This window comes from Glycomyces lechevalierae, assembly GCF_027622945.1.
GTDB lineage: Bacteria > Actinomycetota > Actinomycetes > Mycobacteriales > Micromonosporaceae > Glycomyces > Glycomyces rutgersensis.
Genome location: NZ_JAPZVQ010000016.1, coordinates 24761 through 46713 on the forward strand (window position 1 = coordinate 24761; position 21953 = coordinate 46713).

The following is a 21953-nucleotide window of genomic DNA, read 5'->3' on the forward strand; positions in this document are numbered from 1 at the left end:
GGAGCACCCCCACTTCCGGGGAGATCCTTTGCTGGGCGTTCCAGGCTCGTAGCCACTGCACATCCCTGCGGTCGTCAGCTTACGGTGGAGGTGAGTGTCCGCGGGTGGAGATCGGCGCTGCGTCGTCGACTGCGCGTTCTCGGCCGGGCGGCCCGCTGACACGGTACCCGACAACCTACACCTATTCGACCGCTGCGGTATGTTCGGCCGAGCTGAAAGCCGTCCGCGCCACCCCCGACCGTGAGGCAGGGCCTCTGCAGCACCTCTACTGCACTCAGAAAGACAAGAAAGGCAGCCGTCCGTGAAGATCGTCATCGCCCACAACAGGTACTCCTCGGCGCAGCCGTCGGGCGAGAACACGATCGTGGACTTCGAGATCGGGGCGCTGCGCGAGGCCGGCGTCGAGGTCGTGCCGTTCCTGCGCTCATCGGACGAGATCGCTTCGCTTCCCGCGCATAAGAAAGCGGCCCTCGCCGCGTCGCCGATCCACGCCGCCGGAACGCAGCGCGAGCTCGCGGCCCTGCTCGAGCGCGAGCGGCCCGACCTGCTGCACCTGCACAACCCGTACCCGCTGCTGTCCCCTTCGGTGGTCGGCACCGCCCATAAGCACGGGGTCAAAGTGGTGCAGACCATTCACAACTACCGGCACGACTGCGTGAACGGGCTCTACTTCAGGGACGGCCACGACTGCCACGACTGCCACGGCAAGCGCTGGAACGGGCCGGGCGTGCTGCACGCCTGCTACCGGGGCTCGCGCCCGCAGAGCGCCGTGATGGCCGTCGCCCTCGGTGTGCACCAGGGCACGTGGCGCGGCGTGGACCGCTTCATCGCGCTCACGGACGCGATGGCCGCGTACCTGCGGAGCATCGGGATCCGCGACGAGCAGATCCGGGTGAAGCCGAACGGCGTCGCTGACCCGCTTGCGGGCAAAGAGGCGCAGTCGGGCGCGGTCCCGCTCGGCTCGGGCTTCCTGTTCGGGGCGCGGCTCGTGCCGGAGAAGGGCGTCGCGCTCCTGCTCGACGCCTGGAAGCGGACCGACCTCCCGGGCCAGGTGCTGCGGATCGCCGGCGACGGGCCGCTGCGGTCCCTCGTGGAGCGGGCGGCCGCGGAACGCGACGACATCGAGTACCTCGGCCAGCTCGAACCCGCCGAACGCGACGAGGCACTGGCGGCCTCGGCCGCGGTCGTGGTGCCCTCGATCTGGCGGGACATCCTGCCGACCACCGGCATCGAAGCGCTCGCGGCCGGGCGCGCGGTCGTGGCGACGCGCATGGGCGGCGCCCCGTTCATCGCCGGAGCCGACACCGACGCCCCGGCGGGCGTGGCGGTCGAGCCGGCCGCCGATGCGCTCGCGCGCGGGCTCGAAGCGGTGGCGAAGGACCCGTCGTACGCCGCCAACGCGAGGCACCGCTACGAGACGGTGTTCGCCCCCGAGGTCACGTTGCGCCGTCAGATCGAGATCTACGAGGAACTCATCAAGGCCTAGCGGAGGGTCGCGCGGGCGTTGCTCGCGATGCTCGCGAGGAGGAAGAGGGCGTTCACGGCGCCGAAGCCGACCAGGACGACCCACATGAGCCCGGGCCAGATCAAGGCGAGCGCGATCACGACGATGATCGCGCCGTAGTCGCGGACGAGCTTGACCAGGCGCACGACGATGCTGGTGCTCTTGACCATCGAGACGCCGTCGTCCTCTTTGGCCATCACGGCCGTGACGAGGTTGGTCATCCACAGGGCGGCGAAGGCCGCGCCGCACCAGGCCGGGAGCTCCGGGGTGTAGGCGTCGGCGACCGCCACGACCACCGCGACGACCGAGGCCTGGATCGCGATGTCGCACAGGATGTCCACGCGCGCGCCCGCCTCGGAGCCGGTGCCGGTGACGCGGGCGAGCTGGCCGTCCGCGCAGTCGAGCATGTAGGCGACCTGCCAGAGCACGAGCGCGGCGAGGGCCACGGGCCACCACGGCGCGCCGTCCCGGGCGGCCGGGATGTAGGCGATGACGCCGGCGCTCACGCCCACGCCGAGGACCAGGTTCACGAGGGAGAGGTGCGTGGGCTTGAGTCCCGTTCGCCATGCGGCGTAAGCGAAGTAGGCCGCGCCGCGCTGGTCGAGGAGGGTGGCGAGTCCCCCGCCGCGGTTGGCGGCGAGGAAGTCGGATGGCCGTGGGGACGGGCGCTGTGCGGTCACGCGGGCATCCTATAGCGCACACGGAACGTCCCGATCCGGCAGCGGAACGTGTCGAGCGCAACGCCGCCCGTGAGCTGCTCTGATACAGATAGTGAACTTCCGAAACCCTGTTGTGTCAAGATGCCGACACTACGACACATCGCCGGTCCCTAATATGAGCGCGATCCACACCATTTGGGACGAAAGTGCTTCTCCCTTGGTAGCCAGCACATGACCGAAAGTCTTAAGGTTGATGGACCTTTCATTCCTGGGGAGGAAAATATGGGGGACGAGGTGACCGGTCCTGCCTTGCGGCACTGGGATCATCCCGCGTACACGGCGAGACTCCAGGCGGGACGGACGGCCCTCGCGCAGCTCCTGGCCGACCGGCGGCTCGATCGGGACCGGCCCATGACGGGTCTCGAACTCGAACTCGACCTCGTCGAGCCGACAGGGGATCCGGCGTTCGCGAACGACGCGGTGCTCGAGCACCTGCACACCTCGGGCGAGGAGGACGCACTCTACGGCGCCCAGCATGAGCTGGGCGCGTTCAACATCGAGTTGAACCTGCCGCCGCGGCTCCTCGACGGGGCCGGGATCTCCTGGTACGAGGGCGATCTGGCGGCGGTGCTGTCGGAGGTGCGGGAGGCCGGCGACAAGGCCGGAGTGAAAGTGTGTCCTATCGGGACGATGCCGACGCTGTTCACCGACCACATGAGCGTCGAGGCGCTGTCGCGGACGCGGCGGTACCGGATCCTCAACGACGAGATCATGTCCCAGCGCGGAGAGGACCTGCGGATCGACATCCGCGGGGCGGAGTCGGTGGACTTCACGTCCTCGTCGATCGCGCCGGAGGCGGCGAACACGTCCGTGCAGTTCCACCTGCAGGTGTCCCCTGAGGACTTCGCGCGGTACTGGAACGCGGCGCAGGCGATCGCGGGCGTGCAGGTGGCGATGGGCGCGAACTCGCCGTACCTGTTCGGGCGGCAGCTCTGGGCCGAGACGCGGGTGATCCTGTTCGAGCAGGGCACGGACACGCGCCGCGCGAACCAGCGCGAAGCGGGCGCGCGGCCCCGGGCCTGGTTCGGGGAGCGGTGGATCGACGGCGTGCTCGACCTGTTCGATGAGAACTACAAGCACTTCGCGCCGCTTTTACCGCTGTGCGACGAGGAGGACCCGCTCGCGGTGACCGCGGCCGGCGGGGTCCCGTCGCTTCGAGAGCTGCGGTACCACAACGGGACGGTGTACCGGTGGAACCGCCCGGTCTACGACGTCGCCTCGGGCCGCCCGCACGTGCGGGTGGAGAACCGGGTGGTCGCGGCGGGGCCGACGGCCGTGGACATCTGCGCGAACATGGCGCTGTTCTACGGCCTGGTGGTGCACTTCGCGAACGCGCCGGTCCCGTTGAGCGAGCGGATGGACTTCGCCCAGGCGGCGTCGAACTTCCGCTCAGCGGCGCGGCACGGCATCCAGGCCGACCAGTGGTGGCCGGGCCGGGGCCTCGTCCCGGCGCGGAAGCTCGTGCTGGAGGACCTGCTGCCGGCGGCGGCCGAGGGGCTGGCCGAGATGGGCGTGGTCAGCCGCGACATCGGGCGGTTCCTCGGGATCATCGAGTCGCGCTGCCGCCGGGGCGTGAACGGCGCGAGCTGGCAGGTCGCGCGGGTCCAGGTGGCCGAGCACCGGCAGCGGCTGGAACGGCGGGACGCGCTGCGGGCCATGGTGCTCGACTACGCGGCCCGGTCCGCCGACGGCAGGCCGGTGCACGACTGGGAAGTGTGAGGCGGTGAACGGCCGGGCCTGCGGGCCCGGCCGTTTCGCTTGGGGCCCTAGGACGCAGACTCTTCTTCTGCGTTGAGCTTGCGGCGGGTGCGCGCGGTCTTCTTGGCGCGGCGGGCCGGCTTCTTCGTCTCCGGTTCGGCCTCGGGCTCGGCGGTGAGGGCGGTGCCGGCTTCGACGGGCTTGAGCTCCTGGACCCAGTCGAGTTCGGGGTCGTCCTTGGCCGGGACGTCCTTGGCGGGGAGATCCTTGGTGTCCCCGGCGCGGGTGTCGTCGTAGGCCGAGGCCGGTTCGGGGACGGTCCAGCCGGGGGCGGTCTCGACGAGGCCGTTCTCGGCGGCGCCGGTGCGGTCCTCGCGGGGCGCCGCCTGCGGGGCGTCGTCGATCTGGCCGCCCGACTTGGGCAGCGCGCAGACGATGAGCGAACCGAGGAGCCCGGCGATCGCGGCGTACGGGCCGACGAGGATGACCGACATCGAGTCGGCGCTGTCGACGGGCGAGGGCCCGGCGTAGAGGTGCGCGACGGTGACGATGAGCGGCCCGGCGATGCCCGAGGCCGCGGCGATGCGGTAGCCGGAGCTGGAGATCGGGCCGCGGCGGGCCAGGATCGCGACGACCACGCCGATGAGGGCCGAGCCGATCACGAACGGGACGGAGATCGCGAAGCCGCGCGTGCCGAGGAACGAGTCCGGTCCGGCCCACGAACCCCACACCGCGAGCTCGTTCACGGGCGAGACCCGGTCGCCGATCTCCACGAACACGGCGAGGACCGCGAGCAGCCACACCAGGAACACCGAGGCCCCGACGTTGACCGCGACGGAACGGGAGCTCAGGCCGATGAGCGCGAGCGCGAACCCGACGGCCGCACCGAGCCCGGCCGCGATGAGCGGGTCGATCGGGAAGCTCTGGAACACCGCGCCCTGCTCGGCCGAGAGCGACACGAGCGGGCCGACCGCGAAGGCGCCGACGGCGCTCGCGAACACGGCGGTCACGCGGATCGCGGGGCCGAGGCGCGCGGAGGCCCGGGAGCCGATCGCGCCGGAGGCGAGGCCGCCGACCACGCACGAGGCGGCCGAGAACCAGGCCACCCACGCGAGGTTGGCGTTCGAGCGGTAGTCGAGCACGGGGTCGGCGGCGCCGGGGGCGGCGTCAGCCCAGGAGAGGAGTCCGAAGCCGTAGGCCAGCCCGAGCTGCGCGAGCGCGGCCAGCGCCGCGACCGCGAACCCGGCGCCGACGGTCTTCGCGGCGTATCTAGGTGACATACGTCGCACCGTACTGCGTGTACGCAATGGAGTCTCGGACGGCCGATCGAGTGAGGTGGGCGGGGTGGCCCGCGAGCGGGCGTTCCGCGGCGGCGGCGGCGCGGGCGCCCGGTGCGCCGGCCGGTCGGGGGCCGCGCGCGGCGCGGGCGCGGCCGGGCCGTCTCACAGGTGAGGAAACGCGGGGTGCCCAGCTCAGCAGGCCCGGCTATGCTCGGGGCATCAAGGCCACCTGCCCGGTCGCCGTGCGAGATCATGCCGATCAGCGAGGAGCATTGTCATGTCCGACGCCTACGAGGCACTCACCGCGTCGCTCGCGGCCGTCGACCCCGAGATCGAGAAGGCCATCGAGGACGAGGGTCGCCGCGAGTCCGAGAAGATCCGACTCATCGCGTCCGAGAACTACGTGTCCCAGGCGGTCATGGAGGCGACGGGGTCGATCCTGACCAACAAGTACTCCGAGGGGTACGCCGGGAAGCGCTACTACGAGGGCCAGCAGTTCATCGACGTCGTCGAGCAGCTGGCGATCGACCGGGCGAAGTCCCTGTTCGGGGCCGACCACGCGAACGTCCAGCCGTACTCCGGCTCGCCCGCGAACCTGGCCGTCTACATGGCGTTCCTCAACCCGGGCGACAAGGTCCTCGGCATGGGCCTGCCCGCGGGCGGGCACCTGACCCACGGGGCGAAGGTCTCGGCCACGGGCAAGTGGTTCGACGCCGCGCAGTACGGGGTCCGCCGCGACACCGGCCGCATCGACCTCGACGAGGTCGCCGAGATCGCGCGCCGCGAGCGCCCGAAGATGATCATCTGCGGCGGCACGGCGATCCCCCGCACCGTCGACTTCGCGGGCTTCAAGGCCATCGCGGACGAGGTCGGCGCCGTGCTCATGGCGGACATCGCGCACATCGCGGGCCTCGTGGCCGGCGGGGCGCACCCGACCCCGGTCGGGCTCGCGGACGTCGTCACCACGACCACGCACAAGACCCTGCGCGGCCCGCGCGGCGCGATGATCCTCACCAAGGAGGAGCACGCGAAGGCCATCGACAAGGCGGTCTTCCCGGGCCTCCAGGGCGGCCCGCACAACCACACCACGGCGGCGATCGCGGTGGCGCTGAAGGAGGCCGCGAAGGACTCCTTCAAGGAGTACGCGGCGCAGATCGTGAAGAACGCGAAGGCGCTGGCGGCCGGCCTGACCGCGCGCGGCTTCGACCTGGTCTCGGGCGGCACGGACAACCACCTGATCCTGGTGGACCTGACCAGCAAGGACATCCCGGGCAAGCCCGCGGCGAAGGCCCTGGACGCGGCCGGCATCGAGCTGAACTTCAACTCGGTGCCGTTCGACCAGCGCAAGCCGTTCGACCCGTCGGGCCTGCGCATCGGCACCGCCTCGGTGACGACCCGCGGGATGACCGAGGGCGACATGGACCTGATCGCGGGCTGGATCGACCGGGCCGTGGCCGCCGCCAAGGACGGCAAGGACAACGAGCTCGACGTGATCGCCGGTGAGATCCGGGAGCACACGAAGGCCTTCCCGATCCCGGGTTGGAAGGCCTAGGGTCTACTTACGACACTTCTGCCTCAGGGCGCTCGACCGTCACGGTCGGGCGCCCTGTTCGCTGTGCTCCCAAGCACTTCCGGAAATTTCTCAGAAACGATTGCAACCAGTGATCGGGCAGGTGCGTCTTGTCAATATCAACACCCGCCCGACCGGCGACGCCCCTGACCACAGCGCCACGGTCACTCCTCAAAGGACATCACCATGCGACTCTCGCACCCCCTGCGCGCCGGAAGGCGTGCGCTCGCCGTGCTCGGCACGGCGGCCCTCGGCGTCGGCGTCTTCGCACTCCCGGCCGCCGCCCAACCCGCCCTGCCGACTGTGGACGTCGTGTTCGACGAGCCCGTCTACGCCGGGGCGGACCCCGCCACCGGTTCGATCCACCTCGAGTTCGGCGACGATTTCGAACCCGGCGAGCACGAGGTGTTCGCCCAGCTCAGCGTCTACGGCAACGGATGGCTGCTCGCCGGAGGCGAGACCGACGACGGCGCCTGCCTCATGGAGGCCGTCCCGCCGCAGTGGGTCAACTGCACCGCCGAGGACGCCGACGGGTCGATCGACTTCGCGTTCGACTACTCGGCCGGCATCGAGATGGCCACCGACGAGTACGACTGGACGCTGCTCGTGAGCGTCGACGACGTGGCCTACGACCCGATCCACGGGACCGTCGAGGTCGAAGGCGACGACGATCCCGGCGAGAACGACGAGGACTGGCCGTACCTCCACAGCTACCTCGAGTACACGGACGTGAAGCCCGGCGACGCCGTGGGCGTCACCGCCGACCTGCTCCAGGAGGTGCCGCTCGCGGAGGACGCGGCGGCGGTCGTGGTCAGCGCGTCCGCCTCCGACTACATCCCGAGCGGGCAGGTCGCCCTGACCGCCGACTACGACAACTGCATCCAGGACGACCAGGAGTACGTCACCTGCGTCATCACCGACTTCGAGGACGCGCCGGGCACCGTGTTCGGCTTCGCCGACCCGATCACCTACCAGGTGAGCGGCCAGGCGCCCGGCCCGGTCGACGTGTGCAGCTGCTCCTACTGGGTGCGGACCGTCAACGCCGACGAGCTCGAGGACCTGTACGGCGGCGTGTTCTGGGACGAGGACTCGGACGACCTGTTCGGCTTCCGCGTCGTCGATGAGCCCGAGTCCGAGTTCGTGGACCGGTGGAACGGCGACATCAGCATCACGACCACCGCGAACCCGTTCGACCTTTCCGTCGCGGACTCGAACATCAAGGGCGCCAAGGGCACCCAGGTGACCGTCTCCGTGCCGGTGAAGAACCTCGGCCCGGCGGACGCGCCCCTGTTCTTCGACGGGCCCGGCTCGTACGGTCTCATCCTCGACCTGCCGAAGGGCGTCGAGCTGGCGCGGTTGGACAGCGACGACGACACGGTGTACTGCTTCGAGCCCGACGAGGCGCAGGTCGTGAACTCGTTCCCGCAGTCGGACCTGAAGAACGCGGACTACGTGTGCATCTTCGACAGCCTCGGCGCCGACGAATCGTTCGACTTCAAGTTCACCGTGAAGATCACCGACGCGAACGCGAACGGCAAGGGCACGTTGGAAGTCGCCGCGATGGACAACGACGGCTACCCCGGTGTCGCGGACGCCGACACGAAGAACAACAAGGCCGACATCACCGTGAACGGCACCGGCTCGGGGAACCTCCCGAAGACCGGTGCCTCGCTCGGCCTGGTGATCGGAGTCGCGGCGCTGGTCCTCGTGGCCGGCGTGGTGCTCATGGTCGTCACCTCGCGGCGCCGCAAGGCGGCCGCCGGGGAGTAGCCCCGACTGCTTGAACCACAAGGAAACCCACACGGGCCCCGGCTGCGAAGCCGGGGCCTTTCCCGTGCCGGGGACGCCGGAGGCGGGCGCCGCCTCACCGAGTCGGGCCCGCCTCCGGGAGAGCGAAACGCGCCGGGCCCTTGGGAGCTGGCCGCAGCGCGTCGCGTTCTAGTGGGTTGTTGAGTTTTGCAGTCTTGGCCGGCGCCTTGTGGGCGCGCTCGCCTCGGTCCTAGCGGGCCAGGCCGGCGAGGACACGGCCCTCGACACGGTCGGCCGCGCGGCGCAGGACGCCGGCGGTCGAGAGGCGGACCTTCTCCGGGCGGGTGACGCCGAAAGCGTAAGGCTTGTCGGCACGCCCGTCGTCAACGACCGGGGCGTTCGGCAGGGCCGAGGTGGCAACGGTGTTGGCGGCGTCGACTGCGAGGTATGCACCTACGAACTCGTACATGATGATTCCTTCCCGGCAGGGTGAGCCGGATTGTGGATCTTTCTTGGGGAACCGCTCGTCGATGACGCCATTGTCGACGGCGGGAATCCGGTGCGATCGCGATGGACCGCCTCCGGGCCGGGGCTTGAGAGCGGTTGCGGGTTCACCGTCCCGCTCCTGCTTCCCTCGGCTTCGTCATTAATGCTAAGGCGCGCGCGTCCGGTAAATCCAGGGATTTCGCGTGGGTCACAGGTGTCCCGCAACACTGTCCACAATGAGCTTAGTTACCGTTCGGTTATCGAATTCGAGGGGCCGTTCGCGGCGGTGTGACGGTACGCTGTCCGGATGCGGGACTTGGGAGTTCGCGTCGGCCACTGGACCGGCGAGCACACCGGTTGCACGGTGCTGCTGTTCGATGAGGCCACGACCGCTTCGGGCGAGGTGCGGGGCGGGGCCCCGGCCAGCCGCGAGTTCGAGCTGCTCGACCCCCTGCGCGCGAACACCGGCATCGACGCGGTACTCCTGACCGGCGGCTCCGCGTTCGGGCTCGCCGCGGCGGACGGGGTGATGCGGTGGCTCGCCGAGCACGACCGCGGCGTCTCGACCCCGGGCGGGAAGGTGCCGATCGTGCCCACCCTCGGGCTGTTCGACCTCGACGGGTCCGGGACGGTTCCCGGTGCGGCCCAGGGATATGAGGCGTGCGACGCGGCGATGGCGCCGTTCGAGCCGGCCCTGGACGGGCCGATCGGCGCGGGCCGGGGCGCCACGGTGGGCCAGTGGCGGGGCGTGACCCTGCCGTCGGGCCTGCGGACGGCGACGGTGTGGGCGGGTCCCGTGGCGGTGTGCGCGCTCGCGGCGGTGAACGCGTTCGGCGAACCGGGGCCGCTCGACCGGGAGCTGCTGCGGCCCGAGGGATTCGCGGCGGGCTCGTTCGGGCGGAACACGACGATCGGGGTCGTGGTCACGAACGCGCGGCTGGACAAGGTCGAATGCGCGCTGGTCGCGCAAGGGGCGCACGACGGCCTGGCGAAGGCGATCAGCCCGGTGCACACGCGGATGGACGGCGACGCCTTCGTGTCGGCCTCCACGGGGACGCTCGAAGCGTCGGTCGACGTGGTGCGGGCCCTCGCGGTCGAGGCGGTCGCGGAAGCGATCGGCGAAGGCCTCTGAACGACGGAAAGTGAACGGAGCGTCCGGGAGCGTCTCCGCAAATCGGACGCTCTGCACATTGACGGCTCGCAAGCTTCGCCGAGACCGGGACCCCCCATTTCAAATCTACGCGGGGCCACCGACGAGGACTCGGCGCCGGGAAACGTGAGCGGAGGGTCTTGGCGTGTCTTCGCAAATCGGACATTCGCAGGCGCCCCCGGTTTCGAAGGTACGCGGCCGGTCCGACAGTGTCGGGCGGGCGGGGCCGGGTTCGAGTCGCTTAAGCTGCAGCACATGAGACGATTTCGCGCCGTGCTGCTCGTGCTGCCCCTGCTGCTCGCCGGGTGCGTGCAGGAGGCCGGGTCGGACACCGACGCGGATTCGGGCGAGACCGCGACCGCCGCTCCCGCCGACCAGCCCGCGAACTGGATCTACCAGCTCTCCGGGTACGCCGACGGCAAACTCGACGCGCTCGTCGCGGCCCCCCACGAGGCGGCCGTGATCGACCTCGCGCGCGACGGCGGCGAAGGCTACTTCAGCGCCGACGAGATCACCTCCCTCGAGAACTCCGGCAAGAGCGTCTACGCCTACTTCACCATGGGCTCCATCGAGACCTACCGGCCCGAATACGACGCCGTCGCCGCCACCGACATGATCCTCAACCAGTGGGGCGACTGGCCCGACGAGTACTTCGTCCAGTACTGGGACCAGGAATGGTGGGACCTCGTCATGCAGCCCCGCCTCGACCAGGCCGCCGCCGCCGGGTTCGACGGCGTCTACCTCGACGTGCCCAACGCCTACGAGGAGATCGACCTCGCGCTCGTCCCCGGGGAGACCCGGGAATCACTGGCGCAGAAGATGGTCGACCTCGTGATCCGCGCGCAAGAGTACGCCGGGGACGACCTCCAGATCCTCGTCCAGAACTCCCCCGAGCTCCGCGAATACCCCGGCTACCTCGACGCGATCGACGGGATCGGCATCGAGGAGCTGTTCTTCCTCAACGCCGACGAGCCCTGCACCGAGGACTGGTGCGCCGAGAACCTCGACAACACCCGCGCGATCCGCGACGCCGGGAAACTCGTCCTCGCCGTCGACTACGCCTCCGAACCGGCCAACACCGCCGCCGCCTGCGAGCACTACGCCGAGGAGGGATTCGCGGGAGCCGTCGCCGGAGTCGACCTCGACGCGATCTACGAGCCCTGCCCCTGAGCCGGTCTCGACCGCACTACGAGCCCGGCCCCTGACCGGGACTGCGACGGGGCGGCAGTAAACCGTTCCCCTCCCAGAAGTTCTTGCGCGAGCGCTTCATCTGGTACATCGCCTGATCCGCCGCCCACAGCGTCTGCGACGGGTTCCCGCCCGCCGCCAGCCGCGCCCAGCCGATCGAGACGTCGACCGGCGTGCCCGGCACCGAGTACTCCCAGTTCTCACTCGAGACCGCCACCCGGATGCGCTGCGAGACCGCGTCCGCGTCGTACTCCGTCGCACCCGGCAGCACCAGGATGAACTCGTCGCCCCCGGTGCGCGCCAACAGGTCCCCGGTCCGCACCACGCTCGACAGGAGCGCCGCGACCCGCTGCAGGATCGCGTCGCCCGCCTGGTGCCCGTGCGTGTCGTTGACGGCCTTGAACCCGTCCAGGTCGAGCACCGCGATCATCCCGTCGCCGTCCACATCCGACAGGAACTCGTCGAGGCGGCGCCGGTTCGGCAGGCCCGTCAGGTCGTCGGTGTTCGCCCGGTCCGCCCAGCCCGCCACGGCGCGCCGCAACTGGTCCCGGTCCACCAGGGCCCCGGCCGAATCCAGGTAGATCGTGTGGAACTCGTTGATCTGCTTGTACAACGCGTACGTCGTCGCATGCGCCGCGAGGATCGACGCCGCGTGATCGCCCTTCGCCACCAGCGCAAGGGAACGCAGATGCTGCGGCTCCATCACGCCCAGCGTCTCGTCTCCTATTTCCCGCGCCTCCAGCACTTCCAACGCCTCCAGGCCCCGCGCCTGCGCGATCAGCCGCGACGCCATCGCCAGCGTCCGCAGGTCCATCGCCTCCACCGACGACGTCTCCTCCGGCAGCAGGTGCTCCACCGTCCAGTTCTCGCCCACCCCGAGCAGGCTCACCCGCGCCAGCGCGTAATGGATCCACTCGATCTCGCGCGCGTCCAACTCGTGCAGACTCGGCTTCACGCGCCGGAGTTCCTTGAGCAGCAAGTAGTTGCACGCCCGCGCGTCACCCGTGTAGTAACGCAGCAGCGCGTCCCGCACCCGCACCTCCACGCCCTCCACAGAGGAACGCCCGACGCCCGTGCCCTCCGCGAGCGTGTGGCACTCGTCGAGCGCCTGCGACGCCTGCTGCTGGTAGCCGCAGTTCGAGAGGATCACCGCCAGGTCGTACCAGGCGTCAACGGCGGCCTGGCTCTCCTCCGTCATCGCCTGCAGCGCGCGGCGCGAGAGCACCAGCTGCTCCGCCGTGAGACCGAGGGCCTTGATGTAGTGGTGGTAGTACCAGGCCGCGAGCGCGTGGTACTTCCCGGTGAGCCGCGCGTCCTGGCAGCGGGAGACCGCCGCGCCCGCCTGGTCGATGGTGCCCGGGATCTTGTCCGTGGCGCGCTGGCTGATCTGGCCCTGCAGGATGAACAGCCACGCCTGCGCGCGCTGATGCACGGTGTCGGAGTTGTAGACGATCCACGTGGCCTCCGCGACGGCCTCCGCGACCTGCCCCGACCGCATGAGGGCACGCAGACGCCGATACTGATCAGCATAATCACGCGCAGACGTGATCCCCCTCCGTGGCGTCACGCGCTCTATCCTGCCACCGCGGCGGCGATATATCCAGTGGGGCACGTCGTGGCCGCATTCGCCTTGCGTCCTCGGATGGGCAAGCGCCCGAACCGTTTTCCTCCGTCCACGGCCCGCGCCGCATAAAGTGTGGGCAGTGCCCGAAATGGAAGGATGGTGGGCTTTGCTCCCTCGAAGTCCTCACAGTGTGCGGCCGTGCACCGCCTGCGGCCGGCCGCTGCCCGCGACCCCCGGCGCCACCGTCCTCGCCTGCGACGCGTGCGGGACGGAGCTCCACGGCCGCCCCGCGACCCGGCGGCTCGTCGACCCCGACTGGACCGCGCTGCCCCCCAAGGCGACGCTGCGGTATGCCGACGACACCCCGGAGGCCCTGGTCGCACCGGACGCGGCCGTGCCGTTCAGGATCGAACGGGCCACGGCCCGCCGGCTCCTGCGGGACTGGGCGCGGCGGCGCTGGTTCACGTCGCGGGCGTTCCGCAGGATCGACGAGTCGGAGTCGTTCCGGGGCGCGTACCTGCCGTTCTGGGTGTGGCGGGCGCGCACGCACTCGCGGTACCAGGCGGCGCGCGGGGACTACCAGTGGGCGCAGGGCGGCGGGGGCCGCGTGCGCGGGATCCGGTGGTCGTCCGCGGCGGGCGTGGTGGACCGGACCTTCAAGCGGGTGCCGGTGGCGGCGACGGTGCGGCTGGAGGGGGCGGCGCTGGCGGACCTGCTGCGGGACTGGTCGCTGGACGACGCGGTGCCGTTCACGCCGGAGATGCTGGACGGGTGCTGGACGCAGCGCTATGACCTGGAGCCGGAGGTGGGTCTGGAGCTGGCGAAGGCCCGGATGGCGGCCAAGATCGAGCGGCATGTGCGGGCGCGCGTGGGCGGGGACGAGCAGCACGTGCCGAGCATCGAGACGGCGTACACGGAGCTGGGGTACCGGCTGGTGCTGCTGCCGGTGTGGCTGGTGTCGTACGCGCACCGGGGGCGGCGGCGGATGGTGGCGGTGCACGGCGAGAGCGGCCGGGTGGTGGGCGAGCGGCCGGTCAGCGGCGCGAAACTGCTTTTTGCGACGGCCCTCACGTTGGCTGTGGCGAGCGCCATACTGTATTTCAGTCTTTTATCCCTTTCGTCCGCCGCTCCAGGGCGACCGGGCGGTAGAGGAAGCATGTACGCGATGTTCATGCTCTATGGTTCCTCCATTGCAACGCGCCAGTTGAGCTGCGCGTGTATTGCTCAGCGCGTGCCGACCTCCCCCGCCGGCGCCGCGACACCCCACTGACTGTTCCGGGAGAGGCAATGGGCAGCCCGATGAAGCACGCCGTCGCCAAGGCCACGTCGCCTTGGTGGGCGAAGGCAATGGTGATCACCGGCTCCACGGTCATGGTGATCTCCGGCGGCGGCGCGATCGCGGCGCAGGTGAGCGTCAACGTCCTCGAGGACTCGGTCAACCAGGAGAACCTGCTCGACGACCAGCGCGTCGAGGTCGAGGAGGGCGAGCCGATCACCGGCCCCCTGAACTTCCTGGTGCTCGGCACCGACGAGCGGGTGGGCGCCGGCGGCGAGGCCCGCACGGACGCCGACATCATCGTGCACGTCAACGAGGACCTCACGCAGGTCAGCATGATCTCGCTGCCGCGCGACCTGTACGTCGAGATCCCCTCGGGCGTGCCGGCGTCGGAGACGAAGCTGACGGAGGCGTTCGCGTACTCCGAGGACTGGGGCGAGTCGTTCCAGAACACGGCCGAGACGATCACGAACCTGACCGGGATCCAGTTCAACGGCGGTGCGATCGCGAACTTCGAGGGCTTCCTCGACATGGTCGACGAGCTCGGCACGATCGAGCTGTGCCCCTGGCACGAGATCACGTCCATCCACGGGGACAAGAAGACCTACCCCGAGGGCTGCGCGGAGTACAACAAGGAGGACGCCCTCGACCTGGTGCGCCAGCGCTACGGATGGGACGACCCCGAGGACTACGAGAACGGCACGTGGGGCGACTTCGGTCGCCAGAAGATGCAGCAGCAGGCGATCAAGAAGATCCTGGAGCGGGCCAAGGAGATGGGCTACGCCTCCGACCCGACGAAGGCCGTGGACCTGCTCAACAGCTTCGGCGACGCGCTCACCCTCGACGTGGGCGGCTACAGCCTCATCGACATGATCACGCAGATGCGCGACGTGGACCCGAACGAGATCATCTCGATCGGCACGCCCTCCTCCGACGGTGAGATGAACGGCACCTCGTACGTGATGATCCACGAGGGCACCGACGAGGAGACCGCGTCGGAGGCCCTGTGGGACGCGATCGCGAACGACACCATCAACGAGTGGGCCTGCGCGAACGACAAATGGCTCAGCGGCGATTCGAAGCCGGACTGCGCCGCCGCGCCGACCGACGGCGGCCAGGGCGCCGGCGAGGCGACCGCGAGCGACGAGCCGACCTCGGACTGAAGCCGCGCGGCCGCCCGGACCGGAACAGAACCCCTCGCGTTTATCAAAGCGTTATGCATGGTGAATAATGCTGATTCGACGCTTGGAGGAGCATGGCTGGCAAGAGCGGCGCCCCCTGGTGGGCGCACATGATGCTGTACGCGGGCGGTCTGACGATGGTCGCCGCTGGAGGCTCGGCGGCGGTGATGCAGATCGGCCTGAACACCGCGAACAACGCGCTGCAGCAGGAGGAGTTCCTGGGCGACGCACAGGCCGAGATGGACGTCGAGAACATCGAAGGGCCCCTGAACATCCTGGTCCTCGGCGTCGACAAGCAGGGCGGCTCGACCCGCTCCGACACGATGATCATGGTGCACGTCAACAAGGACCTGACCGACGTCTCGATGGTGTCGCTGCCGCGCGACCTGTACGTCGAGATCCCCGACTGCGGCCCCGACTGGGGCAACAACACCTGCATGCAGAAGCTCAACCACGCCGCGTCGATCAGCGACGACTGGGAGGGCGTGACGCGCCCGAACGTCATCAGCACGATCTACAACCTCACCGGCGTCCAGTTCCACATGGGCGCCACGGTCGACTTCAACGGCTTCATGGACCTCGTCGACCTGGTCGGCGAGATCGAGCTCTGCCCCTGGCACGAGATCCAGTCGATCCACGGCGACAAGCGGGTCTTCCCCGAGGGCTGCAACTACTACAACAAGGAAGAGTCGCTGGACCTCATCCGCCAGCGCTACCCCTGGGACGACCCCGAGGACTACGAGAACAACCTGTGGGGCGACTACGGGCGCCAGGCGATGCAGCAGCAGGCGATCAAGGCGCTCATCACCGAGCTGAAGGCCGACGGCTACCACAAGGACCCCGGGAAGCTCACCGACGTGCTCGAAGGGCTCGAGGGCAAGCTCACCCTGGACATGCCGCAGGGGCTGACGGCGGTCGACCTGGCGATGAACCTGCGCGACATCAACCCCGAGGACATCACCTCGATCCGCGTCCCGGCCACGTCGCAGGAGACCGAGGTCGGCTCCTCCGAGGTGATCGCCGAGGGCGAGCAGCAGATCGCGGCGGACGCCCTGTGGGACGCGCTCCAGAACGACACCATGGACGAGTGGACCGCCCAGTACCCGCAGTGGGTCAAGCAGACCGGCAAGGGCGCGACCGACTCGACGTCCGACGGCACCGCTGAGGGCACCTCGAACTCGACCACGGACTGACCGCGCGCGACGGAGCCGGGCCCCCTACGGGCGGTCCCGGCTCCGTCGCCGTATGCACTGCTCGTGGCCGAACCGCAACCTTCACCCGTGCGCCGCGCGTTTACAGGAGTGGCAGGCCCCTTCTGAAACCCCTGGAGACGTATGGCCGGCAAGAGCGGTGCCCCCTGGTGGGCGCATGTGATGATGTACGCGGGCGGTCTGACGATGGTCGTCGCCGGCGCGACCGCGGGCGTGGCCCAGTACGGGTCGATGGCCGCGGAGGACGCGGTGCCCGAGGAGGAGATCCTCGGCGACGCGCAGGCGGAGGTCGACGCCGAGAAGATCGAAGGGCCCCTGAACATCCTGGTCCTCGGCGTGGACAAGCAGGGCGACTCGACCCGCTCGGACACGATGATCCTGGTGCACATCAACAAGGACCTGACCGAGACGACGATGGTGTCCCTCCCCCGCGACCTGTGGGTCGAGATCCCCGACTGCGGGCCCGGGTACGACAACAACCCGTGCGAGAACAAGATCAACCACTCGGCGTCGATCAGCGACGACTGGGAGGTGACCCGCCCCAACGTGGTGCAGACGATCTTCGACCTGACGGGCGTCGAGTTCCACATGGGCGCGACCGTGGACTTCGAGGGCTTCCTCGGGCTCGTCGACATGGTCGGCGAGATCGAGCTGTGCCCGTGGCACGAGATCACGTCGATCCACGGCGACAAGCGGGTCTTCCCCGAGGGCTGCGCGATGTACGACAAGGACGAGTCGCTCGACCTGATCCGCCAGCGGTACGGGTGGAACTACGACTCGGACTGGGAAGAGGGCCGCGGCGGCGACTACGGGCGCCAGGCCATGCAGCAGCAGGCCATCAAGTCGCTCCTCAAGGAGTTCAAGGCGAAGGGCTTCCTCACCGACCCGGGCAAGCTGACCGAGATCCTCGACGGCTTCGGCGACTCCCTGACGATCGACAAGCCCGAGGAGTGGAGCATCACCGACCTGGCGGTGAACCTGCGCGACATCGACCCCGAGGGCATCACGAGCGTGCAGGTGCCGTCGACGCCGGACGCGACCACGCTGGGCGGGGTGCCGGTCGACATCGTGCTCACGCACGAGGGGGCCGAGCAGGAGGCGGCCGACGCGCTGTGGGACGCGCTCCAGAACGACACGCTCGACCAGTGGAAGACCCAGTACCCGCAGTGGGTCAAGACCCCGGGCAGTACGACTGCCACGTCGACCGAGACGCCGGCCGAGGGCGAGACGACCGGTTAGACGGGAACGAGAACAGGGGCCGCGCTGGTGCACGGCCCCTTTCGCTGGCGTCTCTCAGCTTGGGGCGAGCCCGGCCTGCGCCTTGGCCTCGTCCTCTTCGTCGACCTTGCGCCACTCCGTCTTGCTCGACTGCCAGCCGTCCTCGTCGTGGCCGACGCGCCAGTAGCCGGAGATCGACAGGCGCTCCTTCGGGACCTCGTGCTCGAAGCGCAGGAGGCGGCGCAGGTCGCGGACGAAACCGGCCTCGCCGTGCACGAAGGCGTGCACGTCGCCGGCGGGGAAGTCGAAGCCGCGCACGGCCGCCACGAGGCGTTCGCCGATGCGGGCGCCGCCGCGGTGGATCCAGCTCACGGTGAGGTCCGCGGCGGACTTGAACTGCTGCTCCTCCTCGGGCCCTTCGACTTCGAGGAAGACGTGGGCCCGCGCGCCGGGAGCGAGGCGCTCGACGGCGGCCGAGATCGCCGGGAGGGCGCTCTCGTCGCCCGCCAGGAGGTGCCAGTCGGCGTCGTGGGCGGGCGCGTAGGCGCCGCCGGGGCCGGCGAAGCGCACGAGCTCGCCGGGCTGCACGTTCGCGGCCCAAGGTCCGGCGACGCCCTCGTCGCCGTGGTAGACGAAGTCGATCGAGATCTCACGGGCGGCCTTGTCCCACTTGCGGACCGTGTACGTGCGGGTGACCGGCCACTGCTCGCGCGGAAACTCCTCGCGGATGCGGGCCAGGTCGAAGGGCTCGGGGTACTCGACGCCCGGAGCGGGGAACTGGAGCTTCAGGTAGTGGTCGGTGCACTCCCCGCAGTCGAAGTCGGCGAGGCCTTCGCCGCCGAGCACGACGCGGATCATGTGCGGGGTGACCCGCTCGGTGCGCAGCACCTCGGCGGTGGTGACCCTGGGGGCCCGGCGTCCTCGGCCTTCAGCCATGTCGACTCCTCCCGTCTCCGGCCCGCGACGCGCACGGACGCCGCGGGGCGTCCTGCGACCTCGGGCAGCTTAGGTTTCCCTAACTATCACACCCGGAAACTCGGCGCCGCCAGTGGGATCGGACACGGACCGGGGCCGCCACACCCCCAGCGTGACGGCCCCGGCGCTTTTCGGGCTAATCCGGGCGCGGGCTCACGTCCCGCATCACCGAGCGCAGCAGCGGCCGCGACAGGGCCCCGGCGGCGATCACGGCCGCCACCCCCGCGGCCACCGTGGCGCCCAGGATCAGCGCGCCGCTCGCGTCGAACCCCATCGCGCCGATCACCGGCGCCGTGAGGACCATCCCCGTCGCGATCGACGCGCCGCCGATGATCGCGAGCGGCAGCAGCGTCTCCTGGCGGCGGGCCCGGTCGAGGACCCGCTGCTCGGTGCCCGCGAGATGTAGCAGCCGGTAGGCCTGCCGCCGGTCGAGCACGGAGCCGATCGCGCTGATCGCCGCCGAGACCGCCGCCGTCGCGAACACGACCGCGAGCACCACGGTGACGCCGGTGCGGACGGAGCCGACGAGCCGGTTCGACATGATGCTCGAATCGACCTCCCGCTCCGGCGGGTCCCCCGGGAGGGCCGCCGTCATCGTGCTGCGCACCGCCTCGAGCTCCGCGCCCGTCGTCGTCGCCTCGATCACCGCCCGGCCGTCCCCGGCCGTCAGGTAGCCGCTCGAGTCCACGACCGCGACCTCCGCGCTGTCGCCGAGCCGCTCGCCGAGGTCCGCCGCGAGCGCGTCGGCCTCGTCCGCGGGGACCGACGCCGCGATCGACTCGGTGCCCTGCGCGCTCGTGTCCGTCTGCAGCATCGGGAACATCGCCACCGAACCGGCCACGAACCCCGCGATCGCCACCCCGGCGACCGCGCGCCACGCGGCCTTCGGGTCGTCCGCGAGCCGCCGGGCCGCCAGCAGCCGCTCCGGGCCCCGCGCGGTCCGCGCCAGGAGCCGCCCGAGCTTCTGGACTATCCACGGCCCCACCAGGTTCACCGCCGCGAGCGTCCCCGCGAACAGGCCGATGAGGATCGCCACCGCGATCATGTCGCCGCCCACCATGTTCGAGCCGACCATGAACGCCACCGCCAGCACCGCGAACACGACCAGACGGATCGCCTTGAGCCCCTTCGTCTTCACCCGCCGCGCCACCCCCAGCGGGGAGATCACGACGCTCCGCAGGCCCACGAGCGCCGAGACGGCCACCAGGACCGGCACCGCGACCGCCACCGCGAGCATCCACGGCGCGCCCGCCCACAGGTCGCTCACGTACCAGCGGCCGCCGTCGATCGGGATGAGCGCGACCAGCGGCGTCACCGCCATCCACGCGACGGTCCCGACGACGGCGCCCGCCACGGCCGCCAGCGTCGTCTCGATCAGCGTCAGGCGCATGACCTGGCCCGGCGTCGCGCCGATGAGCCGCAGCGTGGCGAGGCGTTCGTCCCGGCGGGCGACAGTGAGCCGCGCGGCCGCCGCCCCGAAGACCGCGGCGGGCACGGCCATCAGGATCGCGGCCAGGACCATGAGGATCATGTAGAAGCCGTAGACCGCGTCCGCGTTCCCCACCGCGAACGAGTCGATCCCTCTGGGGGACACGCCGTCCGCGCTCGTCCGCTCCGCCGTCATCACCGGATCGGCGGCGTCGCGGCCCACGACCGCAACAAGCTCGTTCGGGTGCGCCAGCGCTTCCGGGCCGAGCTCACCGGCGACGTGCACGTCCCCGTAGCGGGCGAGGAAGTCCGATGCCGGGACGCCTTCGAGCAGATCGGCGGCGGCCGGGGACAGCCAGACCTCGCCGGGCTGCGGGAAGGCGTCCATGCCGGGCGGCACCGGCGCGTCGTCGCCCAGGGCCGCGAGGTCCACGCGGTTGACCGAGTCGCCGCCGAAATGGTCGGCGGCCGTCGCGATCACCGCCTCCGCGGACGCGCCCGCCTCGGCCGGATCGCGCCAGTCGGTGCGGTCGGCGCGCTCGGCGAACGCGAAGTTCCCGGCCACCGCGAACTGCAGCAGCAGCGTCGCCACCGCGACCGCGAGCGCCGTCAAACCGGTGCTCAGCAGGGCGCTGCGGCCCCCGAGGCGGGTGAGCCGCCAGGCCAGCTCGGTCATCGCCACACCTCCACGACCGGTTCGGGACCGAAGTCGGGCCCGGTCCGCGCAGCGCCGGCGGCGAACGCGTCGCCCCCGCGGCCGACCGATCCCGACTGGAAGTCCCGACCCGCCATGCGCGCGGTCGGCGCGACCGACCCCGCGTCCCCGACCGGCGGCGCGCCCGCGTTCGATGCGGCGGCCCCACCCGTCCCGGCCGCGACCGAACCCGCCGCGAACGCCACCGGAGCCCCTTGCGCCGCAGCCGAACCCGCGTCCCGCACCGGGAGCGCGCTCGCGCCCTGCGGGGCCGAACCGGCCCGCAGCCCGGCGGCGACCGGCTCGTCCCCGAACCCGTCGAACCGCTCCGAACCGTCCCCGGTCCGCGGCGTGCCGCTCAACCGCCCGTCCCGGATCTCGATCGTCCGGGTGCAGCGCGCGGCGATCCGCGGATCGTGCGTGACCACCACGAGCGCCGCGTCGAGCTCCCGCACGGTGTCCAGCAGGACCCCCATGACCTGGTCGCCCGTCGCACGGTCGAGCGCCCCCGTCGGCTCGTCCGCGAACACCACCGCCGGGCGGACCACGAGTGCCCGAGCGAGCGCGACCCGCTGGGCCTCGCCGCCGGACAGCTCGCCGGGACGTCGGTCCTCCTTGCCCTCCAAGCCGAGACGCCGCAACTCGGCCCGCGCCGGTTCGAGCGCGGTCTTGCGCGCCATCCCGCCCAGCATCAACGGCAGCGCCACGTTCTCGTCCGCCGGCAGCTCCGGCAGCAACTGCCCGAACTGGAACAGGAACGCGAACCTGGTGCGCCGCAAGTGGCTGCGCTGGCGCTCGGAGAGCGTGTCGATGCGCTCGTCGAACAGGCGCACCTCCCCCGAGTCGGGGCGCATGATCCCGGCCAGGCAGTGCAGCAGCGTCGACTTGCCGGAACCGCTGGGCCCGGTCACGGCCACGGACTCGCCGGGGCCGACCTTGAAGTCCACGCCGTCCAGGGCGGGGGCGGTGCCGAAGCGCTTGGCGAGGGCGCGGGCGGTGAGCATCGGGGGCCTCATCGGCGGACCTTCCTCTCCTGCGGGAGGAACGGGAGGGCGGTGCCCG

General features: G+C 70.7%; 17 protein-coding genes. 10 read left to right on the plus strand and 7 right to left on the minus strand.

What is annotated here, in order from left to right:
* Nucleotides 1-301: 301 nt before the first annotated feature.
* Nucleotides 302-1486, plus strand: coding sequence for a glycosyltransferase family 4 protein (locus O2L01_RS20710; protein WP_270123939.1), 1185 nt, complete (start codon nt 302-304; stop codon nt 1484-1486).
* Here the strand turns inward: O2L01_RS20710 and O2L01_RS20715 are convergent.
* The gene (locus tag O2L01_RS20715; protein ID WP_270123940.1) at nt 1483-2184 is read right to left on the minus strand and encodes a CDP-alcohol phosphatidyltransferase family protein; all 702 of its coding nucleotides are present in this window, start codon (nt 2182-2184) and stop codon (nt 1483-1485) included. The two genes, O2L01_RS20710 and O2L01_RS20715, sit on opposite strands and share 4 nt — an antisense overlap.
* Nucleotides 2185-2445: 261 nt before the next feature.
* Between O2L01_RS20715 and O2L01_RS20720 the strand changes: the two genes are divergently transcribed.
* The gene (locus O2L01_RS20720; protein ID WP_270123941.1) at nt 2446-3942 is read left to right on the plus strand and encodes a glutamate--cysteine ligase; all 1497 of its coding nucleotides are present in this window, start codon (nt 2446-2448) and stop codon (nt 3940-3942) included.
* Between the two features lie 47 nt (nt 3943-3989).
* On the opposite strand, the gene O2L01_RS20725 is transcribed toward O2L01_RS20720, so the two are convergent.
* The gene (locus O2L01_RS20725) at nt 3990-5201 is read right to left on the minus strand and encodes a hypothetical protein (RefSeq protein ID WP_270123942.1); all 1212 of its coding nucleotides are present in this window, start codon (nt 5199-5201) and stop codon (nt 3990-3992) included.
* A gap of 277 nt (nt 5202-5478) precedes the next feature.
* Here O2L01_RS20725 and O2L01_RS20730 point away from each other — a divergent pair, with 277 nt between their 5' ends.
* Together O2L01_RS20730 and O2L01_RS20735 are read left to right on the plus strand one after the other, a co-directional pair.
* On the plus strand, nt 5479-6753 hold the full coding sequence (locus tag O2L01_RS20730) for a serine hydroxymethyltransferase (protein ID WP_270123943.1): 1275 nt from the start codon (nt 5479-5481) through the stop codon (nt 6751-6753).
* A 204-nt stretch (nt 6754-6957) separates the two neighbouring features.
* Nucleotides 6958-8541: an LPXTG cell wall anchor domain-containing protein gene (locus O2L01_RS20735; RefSeq protein ID WP_270123944.1), complete on the plus strand. Its 1584-nt coding sequence runs from the start codon at nt 6958-6960 to the stop codon at nt 8539-8541.
* Between the two features lie 229 nt (nt 8542-8770).
* On the opposite strand, the gene O2L01_RS20740 is transcribed toward O2L01_RS20735, so the two are convergent.
* On the minus strand, nt 8771-8989 hold the full coding sequence (locus O2L01_RS20740; RefSeq protein ID WP_270123945.1) for a hypothetical protein: 219 nt from the start codon (nt 8987-8989) through the stop codon (nt 8771-8773).
* A gap of 324 nt (nt 8990-9313) precedes the next feature.
* Here O2L01_RS20740 and O2L01_RS20745 point away from each other — a divergent pair, with 324 nt between their 5' ends.
* Nucleotides 9314-10138: a P1 family peptidase gene (locus tag O2L01_RS20745; RefSeq protein WP_270123946.1), complete on the plus strand. Its 825-nt coding sequence runs from the start codon at nt 9314-9316 to the stop codon at nt 10136-10138.
* Between the two features lie 273 nt (nt 10139-10411).
* Nucleotides 10412-11326: an endo alpha-1,4 polygalactosaminidase gene (locus O2L01_RS20750; RefSeq protein WP_270123947.1), complete on the plus strand. Its 915-nt coding sequence runs from the start codon at nt 10412-10414 to the stop codon at nt 11324-11326.
* A 16-nt stretch (nt 11327-11342) separates the two neighbouring features.
* Here O2L01_RS20750 and O2L01_RS20755 read toward each other — a convergent pair whose 3' ends face one another.
* Complete coding sequence (locus O2L01_RS20755; RefSeq protein WP_270123948.1) at nt 11343-12842, minus strand: GGDEF domain-containing protein; 1500 nt, start codon at nt 12840-12842, stop codon at nt 11343-11345.
* A gap of 232 nt (nt 12843-13074) precedes the next feature.
* Here O2L01_RS20755 and O2L01_RS20760 point away from each other — a divergent pair, with 232 nt between their 5' ends.
* The 4 genes from O2L01_RS20760 (at nt 13075) to O2L01_RS20775 (ending at nt 17815) form a co-directional block, all read left to right on the plus strand.
* Nucleotides 13075-14178, plus strand: coding sequence for a hypothetical protein (locus tag O2L01_RS20760; protein WP_270123949.1), 1104 nt, complete (start codon nt 13075-13077; stop codon nt 14176-14178).
* Nucleotides 14179-14195: 17 nt separating this feature from the next.
* A complete protein-coding gene (locus O2L01_RS20765) occupies nt 14196-15347 on the plus strand; it encodes an LCP family protein (protein ID WP_270123950.1) in 1152 nt (383 codons plus the stop codon).
* Nucleotides 15348-15439: 92 nt separating this feature from the next.
* Nucleotides 15440-16558: an LCP family protein gene (locus O2L01_RS20770; RefSeq protein WP_270123951.1), complete on the plus strand. Its 1119-nt coding sequence runs from the start codon at nt 15440-15442 to the stop codon at nt 16556-16558.
* Between the two features lie 141 nt (nt 16559-16699).
* Nucleotides 16700-17815 (plus strand): LCP family protein, encoded by a 1116-nt coding sequence (locus O2L01_RS20775; protein WP_270123952.1) that lies wholly within the window; start codon nt 16700-16702, stop codon nt 17813-17815.
* 54 nt (nt 17816-17869) lie between these two features.
* On the opposite strand, the gene O2L01_RS20780 is transcribed toward O2L01_RS20775, so the two are convergent.
* The 3 genes from O2L01_RS20780 to O2L01_RS20790 form a co-directional block, all read right to left on the minus strand.
* Complete coding sequence (locus O2L01_RS20780; protein WP_270123953.1) at nt 17870-18730, minus strand: siderophore-interacting protein; 861 nt, start codon at nt 18728-18730, stop codon at nt 17870-17872.
* Nucleotides 18731-18905: 175 nt separating this feature from the next.
* Nucleotides 18906-20873 carry an FtsX-like permease family protein gene (locus tag O2L01_RS20785; RefSeq protein ID WP_270123954.1) on the minus strand — a complete coding sequence of 656 codons (1968 nt, stop codon included), beginning with the start codon at nt 20871-20873 and terminating at the stop codon, nt 18906-18908.
* Nucleotides 20870-21907, minus strand: coding sequence for an ABC transporter ATP-binding protein (locus O2L01_RS20790; RefSeq protein ID WP_270123955.1), 1038 nt, complete (start codon nt 21905-21907; stop codon nt 20870-20872). The genes O2L01_RS20785 and O2L01_RS20790 overlap by 4 nt, the downstream gene beginning before the upstream one ends.
* Nucleotides 21908-21953: the final 46 nt, after the last annotated feature.